The organism is Nitrospirota bacterium, assembly GCA_016207905.1.
GTDB lineage: Bacteria > Nitrospirota > Thermodesulfovibrionia > Thermodesulfovibrionales > JdFR-86 > JACQZC01.
Genome location: JACQZC010000019.1, coordinates 12293 through 30120, shown reverse-complemented (window position 1 = coordinate 30120; position 17828 = coordinate 12293). Strand labels below are relative to the sequence as shown.

General features: G+C 46.1%; 13 protein-coding genes. All 13 read left to right on the top strand.

Features of this window, described 5'->3' with window-relative positions:
* Nucleotides 1-10 precede the first annotated feature (10 nt).
* The 13 genes from HY805_02350 to HY805_02290 all read left to right on the top strand — a co-directional run bounded on the left by HY805_02350 (nucleotide 11) and on the right by HY805_02290 (nucleotide 17758).
* A complete protein-coding gene (locus HY805_02350; GenBank protein ID MBI4823057.1) occupies nucleotides 11-7090 on the top strand; it encodes a CxxxxCH/CxxCH domain-containing protein in 7080 nt (2359 codons plus the stop codon).
* Nucleotides 7091-7347: 257 nt separating this feature from the next.
* Nucleotides 7348-7674 carry a hypothetical protein gene (locus HY805_02345; protein ID MBI4823056.1) on the top strand — a complete coding sequence of 109 codons (327 nt, stop codon included), beginning with the start codon at nucleotides 7348-7350 and terminating at the stop codon, nucleotides 7672-7674.
* On the top strand, nucleotides 7646-9124 hold the full coding sequence (locus HY805_02340) for a WD40 repeat domain-containing protein (GenBank protein ID MBI4823055.1): 1479 nt from the start codon (nucleotides 7646-7648) through the stop codon (nucleotides 9122-9124). The genes HY805_02345 and HY805_02340 overlap by 29 nt, the downstream gene beginning before the upstream one ends.
* A gap of 667 nt (nucleotides 9125-9791) precedes the next feature.
* Nucleotides 9792-10250 carry a hypothetical protein gene (locus tag HY805_02335; protein ID MBI4823054.1) on the top strand — a complete coding sequence of 153 codons (459 nt, stop codon included), beginning with the start codon at nucleotides 9792-9794 and terminating at the stop codon, nucleotides 10248-10250.
* Nucleotides 10250-11512 carry a hypothetical protein gene (locus tag HY805_02330; GenBank protein MBI4823053.1) on the top strand — a complete coding sequence of 421 codons (1263 nt, stop codon included), beginning with the start codon at nucleotides 10250-10252 and terminating at the stop codon, nucleotides 11510-11512. The genes HY805_02335 and HY805_02330 overlap by 1 nt, the downstream gene beginning before the upstream one ends.
* Nucleotides 11513-11546: 34 nt before the next feature.
* Nucleotides 11547-12836, top strand: a complete 1290-nt coding sequence (locus tag HY805_02325) for a radical SAM protein (protein ID MBI4823052.1) — start codon at nucleotides 11547-11549, stop codon at nucleotides 12834-12836.
* Nucleotides 12829-13308: a hypothetical protein gene (locus HY805_02320; protein ID MBI4823051.1), complete on the top strand. Its 480-nt coding sequence runs from the start codon at nucleotides 12829-12831 to the stop codon at nucleotides 13306-13308. The genes HY805_02325 and HY805_02320 overlap by 8 nt, the downstream gene beginning before the upstream one ends.
* Nucleotides 13308-13913, top strand: coding sequence for a DUF4382 domain-containing protein (locus HY805_02315; protein ID MBI4823050.1), 606 nt, complete (start codon nucleotides 13308-13310; stop codon nucleotides 13911-13913). Before HY805_02320 ends, HY805_02315 begins: the two co-directional genes overlap by 1 nt.
* 133 nt (nucleotides 13914-14046) lie before the next feature.
* Nucleotides 14047-14241, top strand: coding sequence for a hypothetical protein (locus HY805_02310; GenBank protein MBI4823049.1), 195 nt, complete (start codon nucleotides 14047-14049; stop codon nucleotides 14239-14241).
* Nucleotides 14242-14274: 33 nt separating this feature from the next.
* Complete coding sequence (gene ccsA / locus HY805_02305) at nucleotides 14275-15024, top strand: cytochrome c biogenesis protein CcsA (GenBank protein MBI4823048.1); 750 nt, start codon at nucleotides 14275-14277, stop codon at nucleotides 15022-15024.
* Between the two features lie 9 nt (nucleotides 15025-15033).
* The gene (gene ccsA, locus HY805_02300) at nucleotides 15034-15858 is read left to right on the top strand and encodes a cytochrome c biogenesis protein CcsA (protein MBI4823047.1); all 825 of its coding nucleotides are present in this window, start codon (nucleotides 15034-15036) and stop codon (nucleotides 15856-15858) included.
* 5 nt (nucleotides 15859-15863) lie between these two features.
* A complete protein-coding gene (locus HY805_02295) occupies nucleotides 15864-16430 on the top strand; it encodes a hypothetical protein (GenBank protein MBI4823046.1) in 567 nt (188 codons plus the stop codon).
* Nucleotides 16431-16438: 8 nt separating this feature from the next.
* A complete protein-coding gene (locus tag HY805_02290) occupies nucleotides 16439-17758 on the top strand; it encodes a B12-binding domain-containing radical SAM protein (GenBank protein MBI4823045.1) in 1320 nt (439 codons plus the stop codon).
* Nucleotides 17759-17828: the final 70 nt, after the last annotated feature.

Genomic DNA, 17828 nt, shown 5'->3' with positions numbered 1-17828 from the left:
GGGGTCTTTGATGAGGCGATATGAGCTAAAGGCATTTTTGATTATAAGCTCATTTCTGCTTTTGCTCTCAGCTCAAGTATATGCGATTGACCCACCGCACATAACTAATACAACAGGCTTTAGCACTGATAGATGCCTAAGATGTCATGATTCGAGCAAGACCCCTGGATTAGTCGCCAATATTGGCACAAGCATAGACAATACCGCCACTAATTTAATATGTAGAGGCTGTCACGAGGGTGTAGCCGCCTTAAATGCAATGACCCATTCAAGCTTGACAACAGACAACTCCTATGGCACATGGACAAGCCAGTGCATAACATGCCATGACCCTCATTATCAAATGCAGTACAGGAAATGGAAATCAGATTCATTTCTTAAAACAGGAACTGTTTTATCGATAAGCTCTCCATCGAACACAATAACAGTGAACACCAGCTTGGTGGCTGGGAACTGGGTGGATTATATCTTAATCCCAAATACAAGATATATGGGATTCAGCTATAGGATTATAGGAAACACAGGAGATACCATAACTGTTCAAAGGAATATGAATACTCGGTATGCAAGGGTAAATGGGACATTTGCCCTTGTCTATGGACAGCTTGTCAAATCCTCTGTCGCTTATAACGGAGTAGCAAACTCAGTAAAGCTTTTTAATGGCTCAGGAGACTTCGGTCCCGGCTCTTCAACTAATAAAAGCACCAGTGTCTGCTATGTATGCCATACCAAGACAACCAAGTGGAGTCCTGATGGAGTTCTTCATTATGACAAAAAGCCATGTCTTGACTGCCATGAACATGCACAGGGTCTAGTTGGTAGCTGTGACGAGTGTCATGGAAACCCACCAGAGTCAAACACCCCTGAGGTAGGGGGCCTTGTATTTTCTCCATCTGTTACAAACTCAAAGACAGGTGCGGCACATATAAAGCACTCATCAGGAGGGACGAATCATAGCTATGTATGCGGGACATGTCATTACAATGGAATGCCTGCCACTCCCGTAGAAGACAATAACAAGATACAGATTGGTTTTTATCTATTTAACGGTGAAAGGAAAGGCACAGGGACCTATTATAAAGGACAAATCCTAAATGACCCTTACAGCTATGAGTTTACAAATGGCACTGCAGTGGGTGGAACTGAGCTTCAGTGCTCTAATATATATTGTCATGGCTCTATTGATAGCTCTGCATGGGGTGGTGGTGCAAATATAACTCCTCTATGGAATGCAGTTGGCCAGGTGGCATGTGGTGACTGCCACAAGGCAACTGCCTCGGTGCCTCCAACCCTCGGAAACCACCCAAAGCATTCAGGTGCAAGTCCGAATCTTAATTATGCATGCTCGCTCTGCCACAGCACATACACGAGTCCATCTGTTCATGCCAACAACCGTGCAAATGTAAGCTTCTCAGGAGACCAGAGGGTTTCTGATGGAAGCTATAGTGGAACTACAACGATGCTCGATGCCTATGGAAACTGCTCTAATATTTATTGTCATAGCAATGTTCAGACATCTCCTCCTGGAGGCTCTGTTACATATAAAACTCCTCTTTGGGGCGGGAGTGTGGCTTGTGGAGACTGCCACAAGGCAGATGGCTCGCCAACCCTTATGAATTCGGGAAGCCACACAAAGCATGTCTCGGATTATGGAGCAAGGTTTAAGACCTGCTCAACCTGCCATACAGATGCAGGTACAGGCACAACAAAGCATGGCGACAGAAGCATAGATGTATCTATAGATTTAACATACAATGGCTCATACTCAGGCTCAAATGGGCCAGGTGATGCTTATGGGAACTGCTCGAATAACTACTGCCATAGCACAGGAGGCACATCACCGACTTATAAAGTACCTACATGGGGCGATGCAGGCACAGGTGCATGTGGAACCTGTCATGGCGCAACTTCAGGCACGCCTCCATCTACAGGCAATCATGCAAAACACGCAGGAAGCACTGAGGTTTATCAGTATAAATGCTACAAGTGTCATACAGATGCTGTAAACAACAATGCCCCTGCAACTATATCAACAAAAGGCTTTAGCACATATCATGTAAACACGACCTCTGATGTTACAATAGAAGCTTATACAGCAAACTCGGTGCCAGGCGGAGGGATCTATAATACGACTGCTGACCAATGCTCTAATAATTATTGTCATAGCAATGCAAAGGTCGAAACCTCGGCAGAGGTATATAATGTTCCTACATGGGGTGGCACACTTTCATGCACATCCTGTCATAGCACTCCTCCTTCTTATACAAACGGAGGGGCAGGAACATCTACTGCAAACAGTCATCCAACACATGGCACAGAGTGTCAGAAATGTCATAACCAGACAACATCTAATGGCACAAGCATCAGGACAGATATTTCTCCTACAAAGCATGTAAATGCAAATATACAGGATGTATTCTTTAACTCTATGAATCCAGATGCAATATATACTGCTGGGACAAAGTCCTGTTCAACGACCTACTGTCATGGAACAGGCACTCCTCAGTGGGGTGGTGTAGCAGACTGTGGAAGTTGTCATAAGGCAAAGACAGGTGTCTCGGGCCAAAGCCTTGCGGCTGAGCATGCTGTTCACTATAACAGCTCAACGAATGCAACATCGAGGGATGCTCAAAACCTTTCGAGTGCCACGAATTATATATTTAACTGTGGCACCTGTCATGATGTCCAGCCTACAGTAGAGCATTTAGATGGCAGTAATCAGGGCAAACTTGGAACTAATGGATATGTGGTAGATGTAATCTTCAATGTCTCGTGGGTATCACTTAAAACAGGCGCCTATAGTAATGGAAGTAGTAGCTCCTCGGCAACAGGGGACAGTGGGCTTAAATACTGGACAAATGGAACATGCTCTAATCTTTACTGCCATAGCGATGCAAAGGCATCACCTACATATCAGTCCGTTACATGGACAGGCAGTGCAATGACATGCAAGTCCTGTCATGGAGGTCCTGAGCTAAATGCGTCTGTTACGCTAAGCGTAAAGCATGCAAAGCATGTGGCAACAGATGCCCTCGCATATGGCTTCAGGTGCATAGAATGCCATACAGGAACAGTTGGACTTAATAATACATCTATAACTGTTTTTTCAAATCATATTGGGATTAAAAATGTAGTATTTTATTCCTCTATGAGAGACTCAGGGGTGGACCAGAGTGGAGGCACATATACATCAGGCACAAAGACATGTTCATCGTTATATTGCCATTCAAATGCTAATCCTCTTGGAGGAGGTAATGCATACCAGAGCCCTGTCTGGGATACGACTACTACAACCTGCTCAAGCTGTCATGGAAGCCCAGGTGGGTCTATTGCATGGAGTCCTGCACACGACAAGCACACAGAGACTTATTGGGCAAACTACACATGCAATAACTGTCATTCCACAACTGCTTCGAGCAATACGGTCATAATTAGTAATGCAGTTCATGTAAATGGCTTAAAGAATGTCTCAATGAGCTCATTCTCAAGTGGAACATACACTGCAGAGACATACTCCTGCTCCAATGTATACTGCCATAGTGCTGGCACAAGCATATCCAATTCAGGAGGTCAGATATACACTGTGCCTGTATGGAGCGGAGGTGCGCTTGCATGTAATGGCTGTCATGGCAATCCACCTGCTTATACGAACAAACAGCCAAAAGGCAATAGCCATGCAAAGCACACGACCTGCGAAAAGTGTCATTACACTGTTACGACAAATGGCACGGCAATAACGAGTCCGTCACTACATGCCAACAACGGTGCATCTTATGATGTAAAGAACGCTCCGGGTGTATCGAACTTCACATATACATTTAAGAATATGCCCGCTTTAAGCACATGCTCTAATACATACTGTCATGCCTCATCCATACCAGAATGGGGTGGGGCATCTATGACCTGCTCGAGCTGTCATAAGGCTCACACAGGTGGTGGTGCAGGCACAAACCTTGCGGCATCCCATGCTTTTCACTATAACACTACTACAGATACAACTGCGAGAACCGCTATAAATAACTCTGTAAATAATAGATATATCTTTAACTGTGGAGTATGCCATGATGTTGACCCGACAAACGAGCATTCCGATGGCAGTAATCAGGGCGCATTGGGAACTAATGGATATACGGTGGATGTTATATTCAATGTTCCATTTGCACCTTCTGGATATAAGAGTGGCAAGTACAATGCAGGCACTACGACAGCAACAGGAGACAGTGGGTTTTTGTATTATGACAACTCCTCATGCTCATCGGTTTACTGTCATAGCAGTGTTCAGGGCACAACAGGAGGAGCGGGACCAGCTTCATATGGTGTTCCATCGTGGCCAATGACCACACTTGCATGTAATCAGTGCCATGCAAATCCTCCTGCAACAGGCAACCATACCACACATACCTCTGCTCCTTTAAGCTATGCCTGCACAGTGTGCCATAAGAACTTTTCTTCACAGAATGTGGGGCATGTAAATGGCATAATAAATGTGACAATAGATACAACGAATTATGGCGCCGCAGCCAATTACACACAGGGCAATAACGCACCGGGCAATGGATATAGCGATTGCTCATCGGTTTACTGTCATGGTGCATGGGGCTTGTCAGGAGGTACAGACAACACACCTGTATGGGGAGATGCAACGACTGGTGATTGTGGGGACTGTCATGCGGCGACGGCTGCAAGCCCGCCTCCGGGTGGCTCTCACACAAGGCATGCAGGTGCAAGTGTTCCGCCTAACCTGAATCTTTTATGCTTTGACTGTCATGGTGCAAATGGAAATGGAGCTATTGGGCATGAAAATTTAAGTGTCTCGTGGGTGATGAATACGGCAAATACAAAATTTAGCTCATATGCGACATACAACGGCACTATAAGTGGACAGACAGGGCTGAAGGCACCAAGTGCCTCATACAAGACCTGCTCAGGCATATACTGTCATAGCAATGTTCAGGCACCAGGCGGACTTGCAGCGCCAACTACATATGGAACTCCAACATGGGGTGGTGCGGTTACCTGCTCAGACGGAGGCTGTCATAGCTCAGTAGACTCTGGAATGCCTGCCTCAGGCAGTCATGGAGCGCATGTCAATGCAACTACATATGCCTATGTATGTAATGACTGTCATAACGGATATGGGGATGAGACCGCTTCGCATGCAAACAGGACGATTAATTATAGTTTCTCGGCAGCCAATGCAGGCACTATTACAAACTACACAGGAGATGGAATACCTAACTCTGGTGCATATGGCAGTTGCTCTAATACGAGATGTCATGGCAAGGTCTTTGGTGCATGGGGTGCTGCGTCTTTAGCACCTTATGATGCATGCACAATCTGTCATGGGACGAAATCTGGGCCATCGGCTGATGGCTCAACTCTTGCGATTCTGAGGGCTCCTGGAGGCAATAATACAGGTGTTGACACAGCAGGGTCGTCTTTGGCATCTGATGCAAATGTCGGTGCTCATGATATACATCTGGACACTGCTGGGCTTTACAACTCCTTAGGTGTGGCTTGTACGGAGTGTCATCAAGTGCCAGCAGTAACAAATGTTGGCATCAATGGACACTTTGGGCAACTGCCTGCGGACATTACATGGGGAACTAATGCCGCAGGAGGCACGGAGTTTCCTCAGACGCCTTCATATGCACAAGCTACCCTTACATGCTCAGGCACATATTGTCATGCCAAAGGGAGCTTTGGCGGCACAGGTCTAAGTCCTGCGTGGAACAACACTGCTTATCTTTCAAACTCTTCCTCACCTTTTTCCAAGGCAGATTGTGGACAGTGCCATGCCTATCCGCCGGGCTCACACGGTGCCGGTGATACGGACTGTTCAGGTTGCCACACTCATACGGATGCGGATGACTACGGCTTCTCAGGCGTTGCAAACAGGGCGCTTCACATAAACAGGATAGTAGAGGGTGGAGACTGTGTGGCTTGCCATAAAGATATTAAGGGCTCCCGTCGAATAATCACAGGCGCAAGTGGTGAGTTTCACCTTGCATGGGGACATGTCAATGCCACGCGCCAGTCTGCTGGCAAGGATGTCAAGCCGGATGACTGCTGTGTTTGCCATATGGAGGGTATTGTGTCCACAGGTGCAATAAATGCGACCCTGCATAAGGACAACAAACTGCAAATAAGGAACGCTGATTCGGGTGATACAATAAGCACTATTGTGACAGGCACTTTTGAGCGTAATCTCGGCAGTGCTACCCTCGAGGCTTTTGCCTTAGCGGTTCAGAACGAGCATTGCCTCAGCTGTCATGATTCAAATGGTGCAAGCTCTACAGGAGCGCAGGTTACGGGTGGCTCGGCTAATGACCCGTTTTTCTCAGGACGAACTGAGGCTATCTTAGATGTGAGAGCGGAGTTCAGCAACACCAATGCCTCTTTCCACCCAGTCTTGTTTAATGGAAACAACGACTACTGCGATGTAAGCACGATGAATACACCGTGGAATCAATCTGCCAAGACGCCCAAAGGGTCGCTTAAATTAGGCAACAAGATTACCTGCTTTGACTGCCATGCCCCTGCAAACTCAACCGGTAACATTACCAAGACGCCAGTAGCACATGGTGCCGCCCAGACCACAAGGAGGCCTTATGATGCGCAGGATAAAATAGCTACACAGCTCTGTATCGTCTGCCATAAGGTTTCGATTTACTGGACTAACACTACACATGTACGGCCCAATAGCGGTAGCGCTTTAACATCAGGTACGAGCAGCGATAGCAACTGGGATACTTACCATCCTCTTACCCGTGGGGAGTATGATGGCTGTACAGTTTGTCACGGAGCTACTACTTTTAATACTACCACTGACGTTGGTGGCACATTGCCTGTCCGGCCCAGGACCCCGAATGTTCACGGCTCTAATGTACTGACTACAGGAGAGACTACTTGGCCTGCAAGCGGTCTAACGGGTGGTCAAGCAACAAAGCCATATTCTTTCTTACGGTACACCAGCTACTTCTGTGACTACTGGAATATCGGAACAGGGTCAGGCACAGCGAGGGGGTTATGCGAGAATATGTGTAATGGTGGCAGGGATTATACCTATGGACCAGCAGGCAGGTATTAATTCATCCTCTGTGTCATTGCGAGGAGCGAAGCGACGAAGCAATCTTAATGCTTTAAACTGAGATTGCCACGCACCCTTTGGGTGCTCGCAATGATAGTGGTCTTTGTCATCCCTGCTTGTCAGGAATCCTTCTTAAGAAAGACTCAGGACAAGCCGGAGTGACAATATAAGGAAATCCTATCGGCAATTTTAGCTGTCCTCTCGATGTAGGAAGATTTTGTGGTATAATCAATCATAAGAGTAAAGGTTGGATTAAAATGGATAAAGACAAGGTAAAAGACATAACAGTGGAAATATTGATCTCCATTAGGGACGAGATTAGAACCCTCAGAGAAGATACGAACAAGCGATTCGAGCAGATGGACAAGCGATTCGAGCAGATGGACAAGCGATTCGAGCAGATGGACAAGCGATTCGAGCAGATGGACAAGCGATTCGAGCAGATGGACAAGCGGCTTGAGCATATGGAGGCTGACATCAGGGCAATAGTAGCCCACTTTGAGAGAGATTATATATTGCTTGCCAATAAGATGGGCACTATAGAGGGAAGACTCGATGCACATTTGCAGGAAACGCACCAGTAGTAGCGGACATTTTGCCCTCCTTCTTCTGTGTCTACTCCTTGTCATCACCAGTTGTAAAGAAAAAGCCCCTCCTAAAGAGGTTCCAAAAGAGACAAGTTTAGAGAAAACCAAAGGGATAAAACTGGAGGAGACAAGGTTAGCCACTATTTCAGAAGACTATGACAGGTGGGGCAACATTTCCTTTAGTGCCGATGGACATCTGGTTTTATATACGGCAAGAAAAAGGGATAAGGAATTTTTGGTAGCTGTATCAGCAGACAGCGAAGATATAAGCCCAGCATATGAGAGTGTTAGTTGGTTAGTCAGGAGTCCTGATGGACGGAGATTTGCTTTTGGCGGTAAAAAGGGAGAAAAAAAGCATCTCGTAATCGACAATAAAGAATTGAAAGAGCCGTATTATGAAGAGGTTGCCCCCGGCTCTTTCAGTCCTGACGGCCGTCTGGTTGCATGCGAAGTGGGGGGCTTAAAGGAAAAGAAATGGTTTATATTTGTCTCTGACGGAGAGAAGGAGGTTTATCGCAGTAAGGTTTACCCCGATACCTATCGTGCGCCATCTTTTAGTCCTGACGGCCGTTTACTTGTTTACGAACTTGGCGATGATAAGCGTGAAGCAGGGAATAAGAAGAGAACCGTCTTTTTTCTTGATTTGTCTGCCGGGAAGATAATCAAGGAACGGCGTTATACGGAAGGCGAAGAATCGGGAAGATTTGCCTTCAGCGCCGATTCTTCGCGGGTCATATACGAAGTTGGAAAAGAGGGCAAAATCTCTCTTGTTTTGCACGATTTTTCCTTGAATGAAGAAAGAGAGATGGAACTTCCTTACGCCTCGATAGGCCGGCTTGCTTTAAGCCCTGATGGGAAAAAGATTGTATATATTGCAACCAAAGAGGGGAAACATTATTTAGTGGAAAGTCTATGGGAATCTCCGGCACAGGGAAAAGAAAGGGGACCCTATGAAGGGATTGGTCCTGCGGTATTTAGTCCTGACTCATTGACAGTTGCCTTTCTTGCAATGGAAAAAGGCAAGTGGCAGAGTGTAGTCGGGGATAAGGAAGGCGCGGCGGTCTACGACGGTGTCGGAAATGCCCCTGTCTTTAGTCCTGATGGCACAATGATAGCTTATCCGGCAATGAAAAAAGGCAAGTGGGTCATGGTCATCTCTCCTGTTGGCAATCCTTCTCTGGTAAAGGAGGGCTCAGCCTATGATATGGTGGTTACGCCTGTGTGGAGCCCGGATGGCAAATATATTACCTATCGTGCAAGGACAGGGACGATGGAGGAAGCCAAGCGATTTATTGTCATTGCGGATGCGAAAACAGGAAAAGTGATTAAGGAGGGGCCGGTATGCGACGAGGTCTGGCCGCCGGTCTTTAGCCCTGACGGAAAATCAGTTGCTTACGGAGTGCGGATTGGAAGTGAATTGTGGTGGAAGGTAGAGCCAGTGCCATAGAGGAATCGTTTGACTTTTATCTCAATTTTTTTGTAAATTAAAAATCTATGATAAATAAGATATTCGGTCTTTTTTGGTCCACAAAAACCGCCTTAGTCTTACTGGCATTAATCCTCATTTCCTGTGTTGTTGGGGTAAGTTTGCCCCCTTATGTGGGCAAGGAGGCTGTTTTTTCTTCCTTATGGTTTAATCTTTTATTAGTCATCTTGATAGTTAATATCGTTTTCTGCACATTCAAGCGGATAAAGGTTTTCCGTTTGTCACGAATCGGAACGACAGTCTTTCATTTAAGCCTCGTTATGCTCTTTGCCGGCGTGGTTTACGACCAGCTTTTTTTTTTGAGGGAGCGATTCGTCTTACCGAAGGGGAAACTCTAAGTTGTGCCGAGCGGTCAAGTTATGATTGGGCAAGAAATGGCAGTTTCTTTAAAAACCCGAAACTTAAAGAGCTGGGCGAGATTTATCTTCATAAGGTTCATACTCCCCCCTATGTGGTAGAAGGGAAAGAGAGGGGGGTCGCCTACGAGATTGCCGTCGGCTCGGATGGCAATCAAGGGAAAAAAGAAATTATTTATGTAACCCAGCCCTTGAAGTACAAAGGGGTTGAGTTTTACCGTGATAAAGAGGGTTATTCTCCATTATTTGTGATACGGGATAATGGGGGAAGGGTGCTTTATGGTGCATATGCGCCTTTACAGAGCATCAAACAGGAAGACGAAACTTATCTTTATACCAGTGGAAGCGCAGATGCCCCAGGGAGCTTCTATTTCCCTCAAGAGCCCGGGCTTCCCACCGTTTTCAGATTGCAGACGGCATATTATCCTGACGAGGAAAAAAAGAGGGCTGGAGAGGTTTTTTTTCAGGTCTGGCGTGCCAGCCCCAATGCAATGGAACCCATGGAACCCTCTGAGGAGCTTTTTAAAGGGAAGGCGGTATTAGGGGAGATGGTTAAGGCAGGGGATTTTTTCCTCTCCATGGATGAGGTGCGTTACTGGACGAGTATGAAGGTAGTTTATCATCCGGGCTTAGGGATAATCTTCAGCAGTTTCTGGGTTGGACTCGGAGGAATAACCTTGACCACTATCTTGAAGGTGGCAAGGGGCAGAGAGAAGGAAGAGAAACTTTAATGAATGAAAACAACCATGAGTTGAGTTTTAAGGAAGTAGCCAAAGGACATCCGGATTTTCCCCGCATAGTAATGTGTAAGATAGATACGGCATTGCGCGGGGTTACTCTGACCAGAAGGGCACTAAAAAGGGCGAAAGAGGAAGGCGCCCTGTATGATGTCTCAGCTGACTTTGGGCTTAAGACCCCTAAGTTAGTGCTTGGTGGAGCGCTCTTCAGAGACGGAACAGTTGTCTTGGGCTTGGAAAACATGTACCTACAATTCCCCGAAAAATTCATAAGAAGAGGGAGCCCTTATACCCTCGATGCTGTTGACGGCGGGTTATGGCTTTTAGACGGAGGCGAGCCTGTGGAAGAGGTCTTTTTTGTGCCTTATCCCGAATATTTTGGCAAGAAGACCAGCAGGGGAACGCCGATGTTGAAAGTGGTGACACCCAGGTTTCCCAGTTGCCTATTCGTCCGTCTTTATAATTATTGCTATTTCTGGGAAGGAAAAACTCCCTGTAAGTATTGTAGCTTCGTCAAGTCCGAGGGGGAACCTGCCTTTACGCAGGAAAGCCTCGAGGACCTCCGCGAGACAATAGAGGAGGCTCTGAAAGAAGAAGGCAGATGGACGGTGCTGTTCTTAAGCGGTGGCTCTGACCCGCGAGGGGATTCTCCCTATGAAAATACAGCGGACGAGTATGTCAAGGCATTAAGGACTCTTCAGAAGTCTTTTGGCACGGAAAAGGTCTATGCAAGGGTAGTTGCCAACGCTTTTCCGAGAGAACAACTGCTCAGGCTCAAGGAGGCAGGGGCAGTGACTTACGAACCGCACATAGAGGTATGGGACGAAAAACTCTTTGAATGGATATGCCCTGGAAAGGCAAAGTATTTTGGCAGGCAGTACTGGATAGACAGCGCCCTGTCTGCTGTGGAGATATTCGGCAGAGGCAATGTATGCACCCAATTCGTAGGAGGGGTCGAACTGGCACAGCCAAATGGATTTAAGACGATTGAGGAAGGACTAAAATCCACACTGGAAGGCGTTGAATTTTTCGCCCGTCATGGGGTTGCCTCAAGTTTTTTTATCCTCTGGGTCGTGGGAGGCAGCATACTTTATGCACAAAAACAGAAACCTGCACCTCTTGAATATCATGTGAGGCTGGCAAAGGGCGTCCGCGATATTCAAAGAAGATATAAGTTGACTATGGACTTTAACAATTACAGGTGCTCTTCGGGCCGTCCTGATGTTGATTTAGCAAGGCTCGATTATATAAAATAAAGAAATGCACCAGTTGGTTGCGAGTGAAAAAAAGGTGAATGAAAATAATTACGAATTGGGTTTTGGGGAAGTTGTAGAGAAGTATCCTGATTTTCCGCGTCTGTTAATTCGTAAACTCGATGCAGAGCTGCGCGGGGTTTCCCTGACCAAGAGGGCATTGGAAAGGGCAAAAGAGGAGGGCTCTCTGTATGATGCCTCGGAGGACCTCGGACAAAAGACTCCCAGGCCGGTGCTCGGCGGCGCATTATTCAGGGATGGAAGCTGGGTTTTGGGCATGGAGCCCATGTACCTGCAATTCCCCCAAGAGTATGAAAGAAGAGGTAGCTCTTATACCATCGATGCGATTAACGATGGGTTATGGCTTTTAGACGGAGGCGAGCCTGTGGAAGAGGTCTTTTTTGTGCCTTATCCCGAATACTTTGGTAAGAAGACCAGCAGGGGAACGCCGATGTTGAAAGTGGTAAGCGCCAGGTTGCCTGGCCTTCTGTTTGTCTATCTGTATAACCGATGCCATTTCTGGCTGGAAAAAAAGCCCTGTAAATATTGCAGTTTCCCCACACGCGTACTCCGCAAAAAGCATGGCTATACACAGGGATGTTTAGATGACCTCTATGAAACGATGAACGAGGCATTGAAAGAAGAAGGGAAATGGATGAATATCGTCTTACTTGCCGGCTCCGACCCAACGGGAAACTCTCCGTATGACAACGAAGTTGACGAGTATGTCAAGGTATTGACGACGCTGAGGAAGTCATTTGGCACGGAAAAGGTCTATGCGAAAATGGTTGCCAGCGCTTTTTCCAGAGAGCAGTTGCTCAGGCTTAAGGAGGCTGGTGCCACCACTTATCAGCCACACATCGAGGTATGGGACGAAAAACTCTTTGAATGGATGTGCCCTGGAAAGGCAAAGTATTTTGGCAGGCAGTACTGGATAGACAGTGCCCTGTCCGCAGTGGAGATATTTGGCAGGGGATATGTTTGCACCCAATTCGTAGGGGGAGTCGAGCTGACACAGCCGTATGGGTTTAAGACTATTGACGAGGCATTGGAATCCACATTGGAAGGTGCTGAATTTTTTGCCCGACACGGGGTCGGCCCGATTGCCATCATCCACCGTCTCGAGAAGGGCAGTGTGTTTTACAGGGAAAAACAGAAGCCTGCGCCCCTCGAATATTATGTGAGGCTAATGAAAGGCATAAGCGATATCCATAGGAAGTATGACCTGAGCGTTGATTTCAACAATTACAGGTGTCATCCAACAGGTGACCTAGACAGGCTTCACTGTAGCAGGACCCATTCGGAGAAAAGGTATAATAGTGCCTGAAAAATTGTCGAAGGAAATAGTCGCTTTAATTAACGATTCCGAATCGGTCAAGGTTCTCGCAACCACTGATGAGGAAGGCAATCCATGTACTGCCTTCAAAGACGGACTGACTGTAATTGAGAACGGAAATTTAGCCTTTGGCGAGGAATTCGAAGGTTCTCAGACCAATGTAAATTTAGTCAGAAGCATATGGTTTAATAAGAGCGTGGAATTGACCGTGCGGGATAGACGCGGCAGGACATTGCAGATTAAAGGAAAACCTTACAGGTATGTCCACGCAGGGCCTTTGTTTAAGAAATTTTATCTTGCGGAAAGGGAGAAACGGGGTCCGGACTCCGAACTTGCCGGGGTATGGATTATTACTCCGGAAGAAGTAAGGGAGGAGACTTATGAGGTAAGGAAAAAACAAGAGGACGAAAGACATCCTTTCTTCAGGCACTTTGACCGCGCATCGGTAAGAAAAATAAAATAGTGCGGAAGTTAAGCAAGATATGGCTCTTTGTCCTGATTGCGGCGGTTGCCGTAGCAGGGGTCGCCCTTTTGGCAAAGGTATACCTGAGTGCAACAAGTCCGTCGAGCGTAAAACTAACCGTTCACAAAGTGGAATTTATGGCCGACGCATCGGACACAAACCCACAGGTAGTTTTTTCCAATGCCACAGGCAAGGAGATAGACCTCACAAAAGACACGGATGCAGTTATCGAGCAGGCGCAGATACAGGCAGGCACATATAAGCGGATAAGAATGACCGTGACGAATGGGATTAAACTAAGCATTGCAAATGCGGTAGACAACCCATGTGGCAGAAAAAGCGGAACCTTTACCGACAGTGTCTTCTCTATAGCCGATGGGACGGACCTGAATTGGCAGGTGCAGATAAACTTTGCCACCTATGACGACCGCGGTGGGACATGGGCAGGCTCTCGGATTACGCATATTCTGCTTGGCCCCGTAGCGATAAGAGAAAACCAGACCGAACCGCTGAAATTCAATTTCATCACCGCCAATACGCTTTTCTGTTCAGGCGGAGCAGTGAAGATGCGGTCCCCATGGGCTGTCTGGGTTAACCCTTTATAACACCACAACCAATCCCGACATAGAATAATCGCATTCCTAAATTGGCTCGACAAAAGGCGAAAAAAAACTTGACAAGCATTATGACATATGATATTGTTATAATTGATATTATGCTTTAAGAAAGGGGGGAAAAATGGAACCAGCAGTTGTTTATTTCTGGACTGCGACAGCCTTTTACGGAGTAGCTGCCACCTTACAAATCCTGGCTTTTGTTCAGAAAAAGGAGAGACTTGCACACTTAGCAATGAAACTCGTGTGGGCAGGTGTTTTCGTTCACGCACTCAATGTTTTCTGGCCAGCGATTAGACAAAATTACACTGGTATATGATCGTTTGACAAGGTAGTCGGTGGGACTACCTGGATGGGCATGATGGCATTTGTCGGTGCTTCGCTGGTTTACAGAGCAGTAAGACCTGTGGGGGTGCTGATTCTGCCGGTTAGTTTCGGTTTGATGGTGTTAGGAGGTTTACTTCCATGTCATCCTCTTGGACCTTCGCCGGTATTCAAAGGTTGGCAACTCTGGGGGCATGTTATGGGTGGAGGTTTCAGTTATGGATTCGCCTTACTTGCGGCAGCAATGGGATTGTTTTATTTGCTTAAAGCAAAGGGGAAAACTGGTTATCCCTATGACCAACTGCCTGAACTGGAGGTCTTAGACCGTTTGAATTATCGGTTTGTGCTGGTCTCGTTCATTTTAGCCACGATAATGGTTCATTTTGCTGTTCTTTGGGCTCACATGAAATTACCCAGCGATTATGTAGCACGGGCGGGAAACTCGATAATAGCACTTGTCTGGGGATACTGGATGGTTTATGCGGTCTGGTTAGGCTTGCGTTGGGGGCTTCGTTGGCGGGGAAGAAAACTTGCCTTGTATTCTCAGCTTGCTTTAATCCTTGTGATGGTGTTCACATTCTATATGGCACCTTTTCGGGAAAAGAGCTACCATACCGGACCTTTTTTCCCACCTTATGATTCGCCAGAGCACATGAAGCCATTCCTGAAGAATAAGGAATCCGGTGTCAAACCTAATAAGCCAATCGACCAGAGCAGACCTGTTCCCCTTTCCGATAAAGTGGATAAGGTGGCAAAAATACGGGAAATTAAAGAATAAAAAGAATAATTGGAAACGATTCTTATTTTCTTTTGGGCTGCGGTAGGTCTTTATGGAATAAGTGCTCTTTTTTATCTTTTCAGCTTTATTTATAGAAAAGGGCACTTACTCCGCAGGGGAGTATTTTTTGCCGGGTTGGGTTTTCTTTCCCAGACACTTTGTTTATCTTTCTATTGGACACGACCGTCATATCTTTCCTTCTCTACTTTCCAAATAATCAATGATGCTTCATGGGCAGGAGTGTTTATCTTTCTTTTGATTTTTTTGTTCGCCAGATTTATGCGTCCGGCAGGAATTCTAATTATGCCTGTTACGATTTTTCTACAAATCTGGGCAGTGATTTCCGAAAAAGAAATCGGGATAACTCCGCCGGAATATAATACTCCGTGGTTCTGGGTACATGTAATTACTTCCTCGATTGCTTATGGATTTGTCTTACTTGCCGGAGCAGTAGGACTGCTTTACCTATTTAAGACGAGACATACAGGTGACGCTTTTTATGAAGAGCTACCGGAGATGAAGAAACTGGATAATTCGAATTATCTTTTTATTAGTATTGGATTTGTGATGCTAACCTTGATGATTATTTCCGGTGCTCTCTGGACAAAGCAAGTCCACGGTAGTTATTGGGCTTGGGACCCGCTGGAGGTCCAGGCGCTAATCTCATGGCTTGTCTATGCAATATGGATGCATCTGCGTCTAACCTTTGGTTGGCGTGGTAAAAAACTTGCGTGGTATTCTTTATTAGCTTTACCAGTGATGGTAATTACTATATGGGGCATACCTCTTGTTCCGGATATGTTCCACCGCGGTTTCCGGGTTACACACTTTTAAAGAAGATGAAAAAAATATTGAGAACCTTTATCGGGCATGGGCACAATTTTGCCACGAGGTGCTGGGCAATGACCGTGCTGGCAATCTACTGGTTCTATCGACTGTCTCTCAAAAATACAGAGCTACGGTCCTCGCTCATCGGACTGAATAAGGAACTTTTTTATCTTGGACTGGTATGCACAACAGTTATTCTCCTTGCCGGGACTGGGAGAACTTTTTACCCTACGGATGTAAAAAAGATTTTTGACAAAAAACGCGAGAAACAAAGGTTAAAGCAGTTGCTGAGGATGTATCTCATCCTTTTTCTTGTTCTTTTCACGGGAATTTATTGGAGATCCGGTATCGCCGAATTAGGAAAAGAATTATTTTATCTGGGGCTTGTTTGTATACTGGTTCTTTTGCCTTTTGAGATTGAAAGGTCTCTCAGGTTTAGATACATAGGGAATACCTATGGCAATGACCCAGAGAAACTGCAGCGAATCTGGAAAAAGATGATGTTTGTGTGGCATATCGTCCTTATTTCCGCTCTTACTGCTGGAACTTATTGGCAGTATACCATGGCATTCAGGTAGAATTTCGGATGAAGGTCTGCCTGATTTCTCCACCATTTCCTTTTTCCGGCAGGGTGCCAATGGCGCCGCCAATCCTCGAATACCTTGGGGCATTGACACTAAGGGCAATGCCTGATGCCAAACTTACCCTTATAGATGCAAATGTCCGTGAACCTATGCCAGAAGATATAGATGCTGACCTCGTAGGTATAACCTCCATGACCGCTACTGTTACATGGGCGTATCGTTTTGGAGATGACTTAAGAAGATTCGGTAAGAAGGTCGTGCTGGGCGGGATACATCCAAGCGCCCTTCCGGATGAGGCAAAAGGGCATGCGGATTCTATAGTTGTGGGAGAAGCCGAATCGGTATGGGCAGATGTTCTGAATGATGCGTTAAAAGGGAGACTAAAGCCTTTTTATCGGGGCGAAAGACTTCCATTGGATGATATACCCTTTCCTCTTGCAGGGGTTCTAAAGGGAAATTATAAGTTCAGAGCAGTTTTCACTGCAAGGGGATGTCCTTACAGATGTACCTTCTGCTCCGTGAGAAAGTTTTTTGGCGATACCATCCGTTACAGGCCTATCGATAAGGTTGTGGAAGAAATAGAAAGGTGTACGGGGAAGGTTTACTTCAATGGGGATGATAACATCTGGGGTGGAGATATAAGAAGGTCCATAGAGCTTTTTACGGAGATCTCTAAGGGCACCAGGAAGTGGTGGTATGGGTTTGGAGACCTCAGAGCGACTCAAGAACCCAACGGAGATAGGCTTTTAAAGGCGGCAAGAGATAGCGGACTGTTTTCGGTATGGGTTGGATGGGAGACATTATCTCAAAGAATGCTTAATATGTATCGTGCCTCTGCCAAACAGGGCAAAAACAGGGAAGATGCCGTAAAAAAAATAAAGGGTTATGGTATCGATGTCACTCTCTTTGTGGTAATAGGCGGAAGGGAAGATACTACTGCAGATTTTGACAGGATTATCGAGCTTGCAGAAAGACTTGGAGTGGGAATCCATCCTGTACTGCTTACGCCTCTGCCTGGCACGGAACTTTACGAAGAATATAAACCTTATCTTTTTAAGGGTAAAGGATGGGAATATTATGCGGGCGTCCATGCTGTCTTTGAACACCCTACGATGACCCCAAAAGAGAGAGAGAGTATGTTTTATAAGGCATCGCTCAGATTGTTGAGCAAAACAAGGATAATGAAACATCTATTCGACATCCGATTAAAAGGTTTCCCTATGACACACCTGCTTTCTCTTATGAAACAGATTCCAATGAAACGTGCCATGGAAAAGGCATATAAAAACTGGAAGGCGGAGAATTATCGATTTACTAAATAGCTCTCCTCTGTGTTTTTAAGAGGGATTCTTAGTGCGATTTGCTTGCAAAACTGACAAATGCTGATGTAAG

Bases quoted from the DNA above. Each gene is read 5' to 3' on its own strand.
- HY805_02345 (MBI4823056.1), top strand. From the start codon at position 7,348: ATGGATAAAGACAAGGTAAAAGACATAACAGTGGAAATATTGATCTCC.
- HY805_02290 (MBI4823045.1), top strand. From the start codon at position 16,439: ATGAAGGTCTGCCTGATTTCTCCACCATTTCCTTTTTCCGGCAGGGTG.
- HY805_02310 (MBI4823049.1), top strand. From the start codon at position 14,047: ATGGAACCAGCAGTTGTTTATTTCTGGACTGCGACAGCCTTTTACGGA.
- ccsA (MBI4823048.1), top strand. From the start codon at position 14,275: ATGGGCATGATGGCATTTGTCGGTGCTTCGCTGGTTTACAGAGCAGTA.
- HY805_02350 (MBI4823057.1), top strand. From the start codon at position 11: ATGAGGCGATATGAGCTAAAGGCATTTTTGATTATAAGCTCATTTCTG.
- HY805_02340 (MBI4823055.1), top strand. From the start codon at position 7,646: ATGCACATTTGCAGGAAACGCACCAGTAGTAGCGGACATTTTGCCCTC.
- HY805_02330 (MBI4823053.1), top strand. From the start codon at position 10,250: ATGAATGAAAACAACCATGAGTTGAGTTTTAAGGAAGTAGCCAAAGGA.
- HY805_02295 (MBI4823046.1), top strand. From the start codon at position 15,864: ATGAAAAAAATATTGAGAACCTTTATCGGGCATGGGCACAATTTTGCC.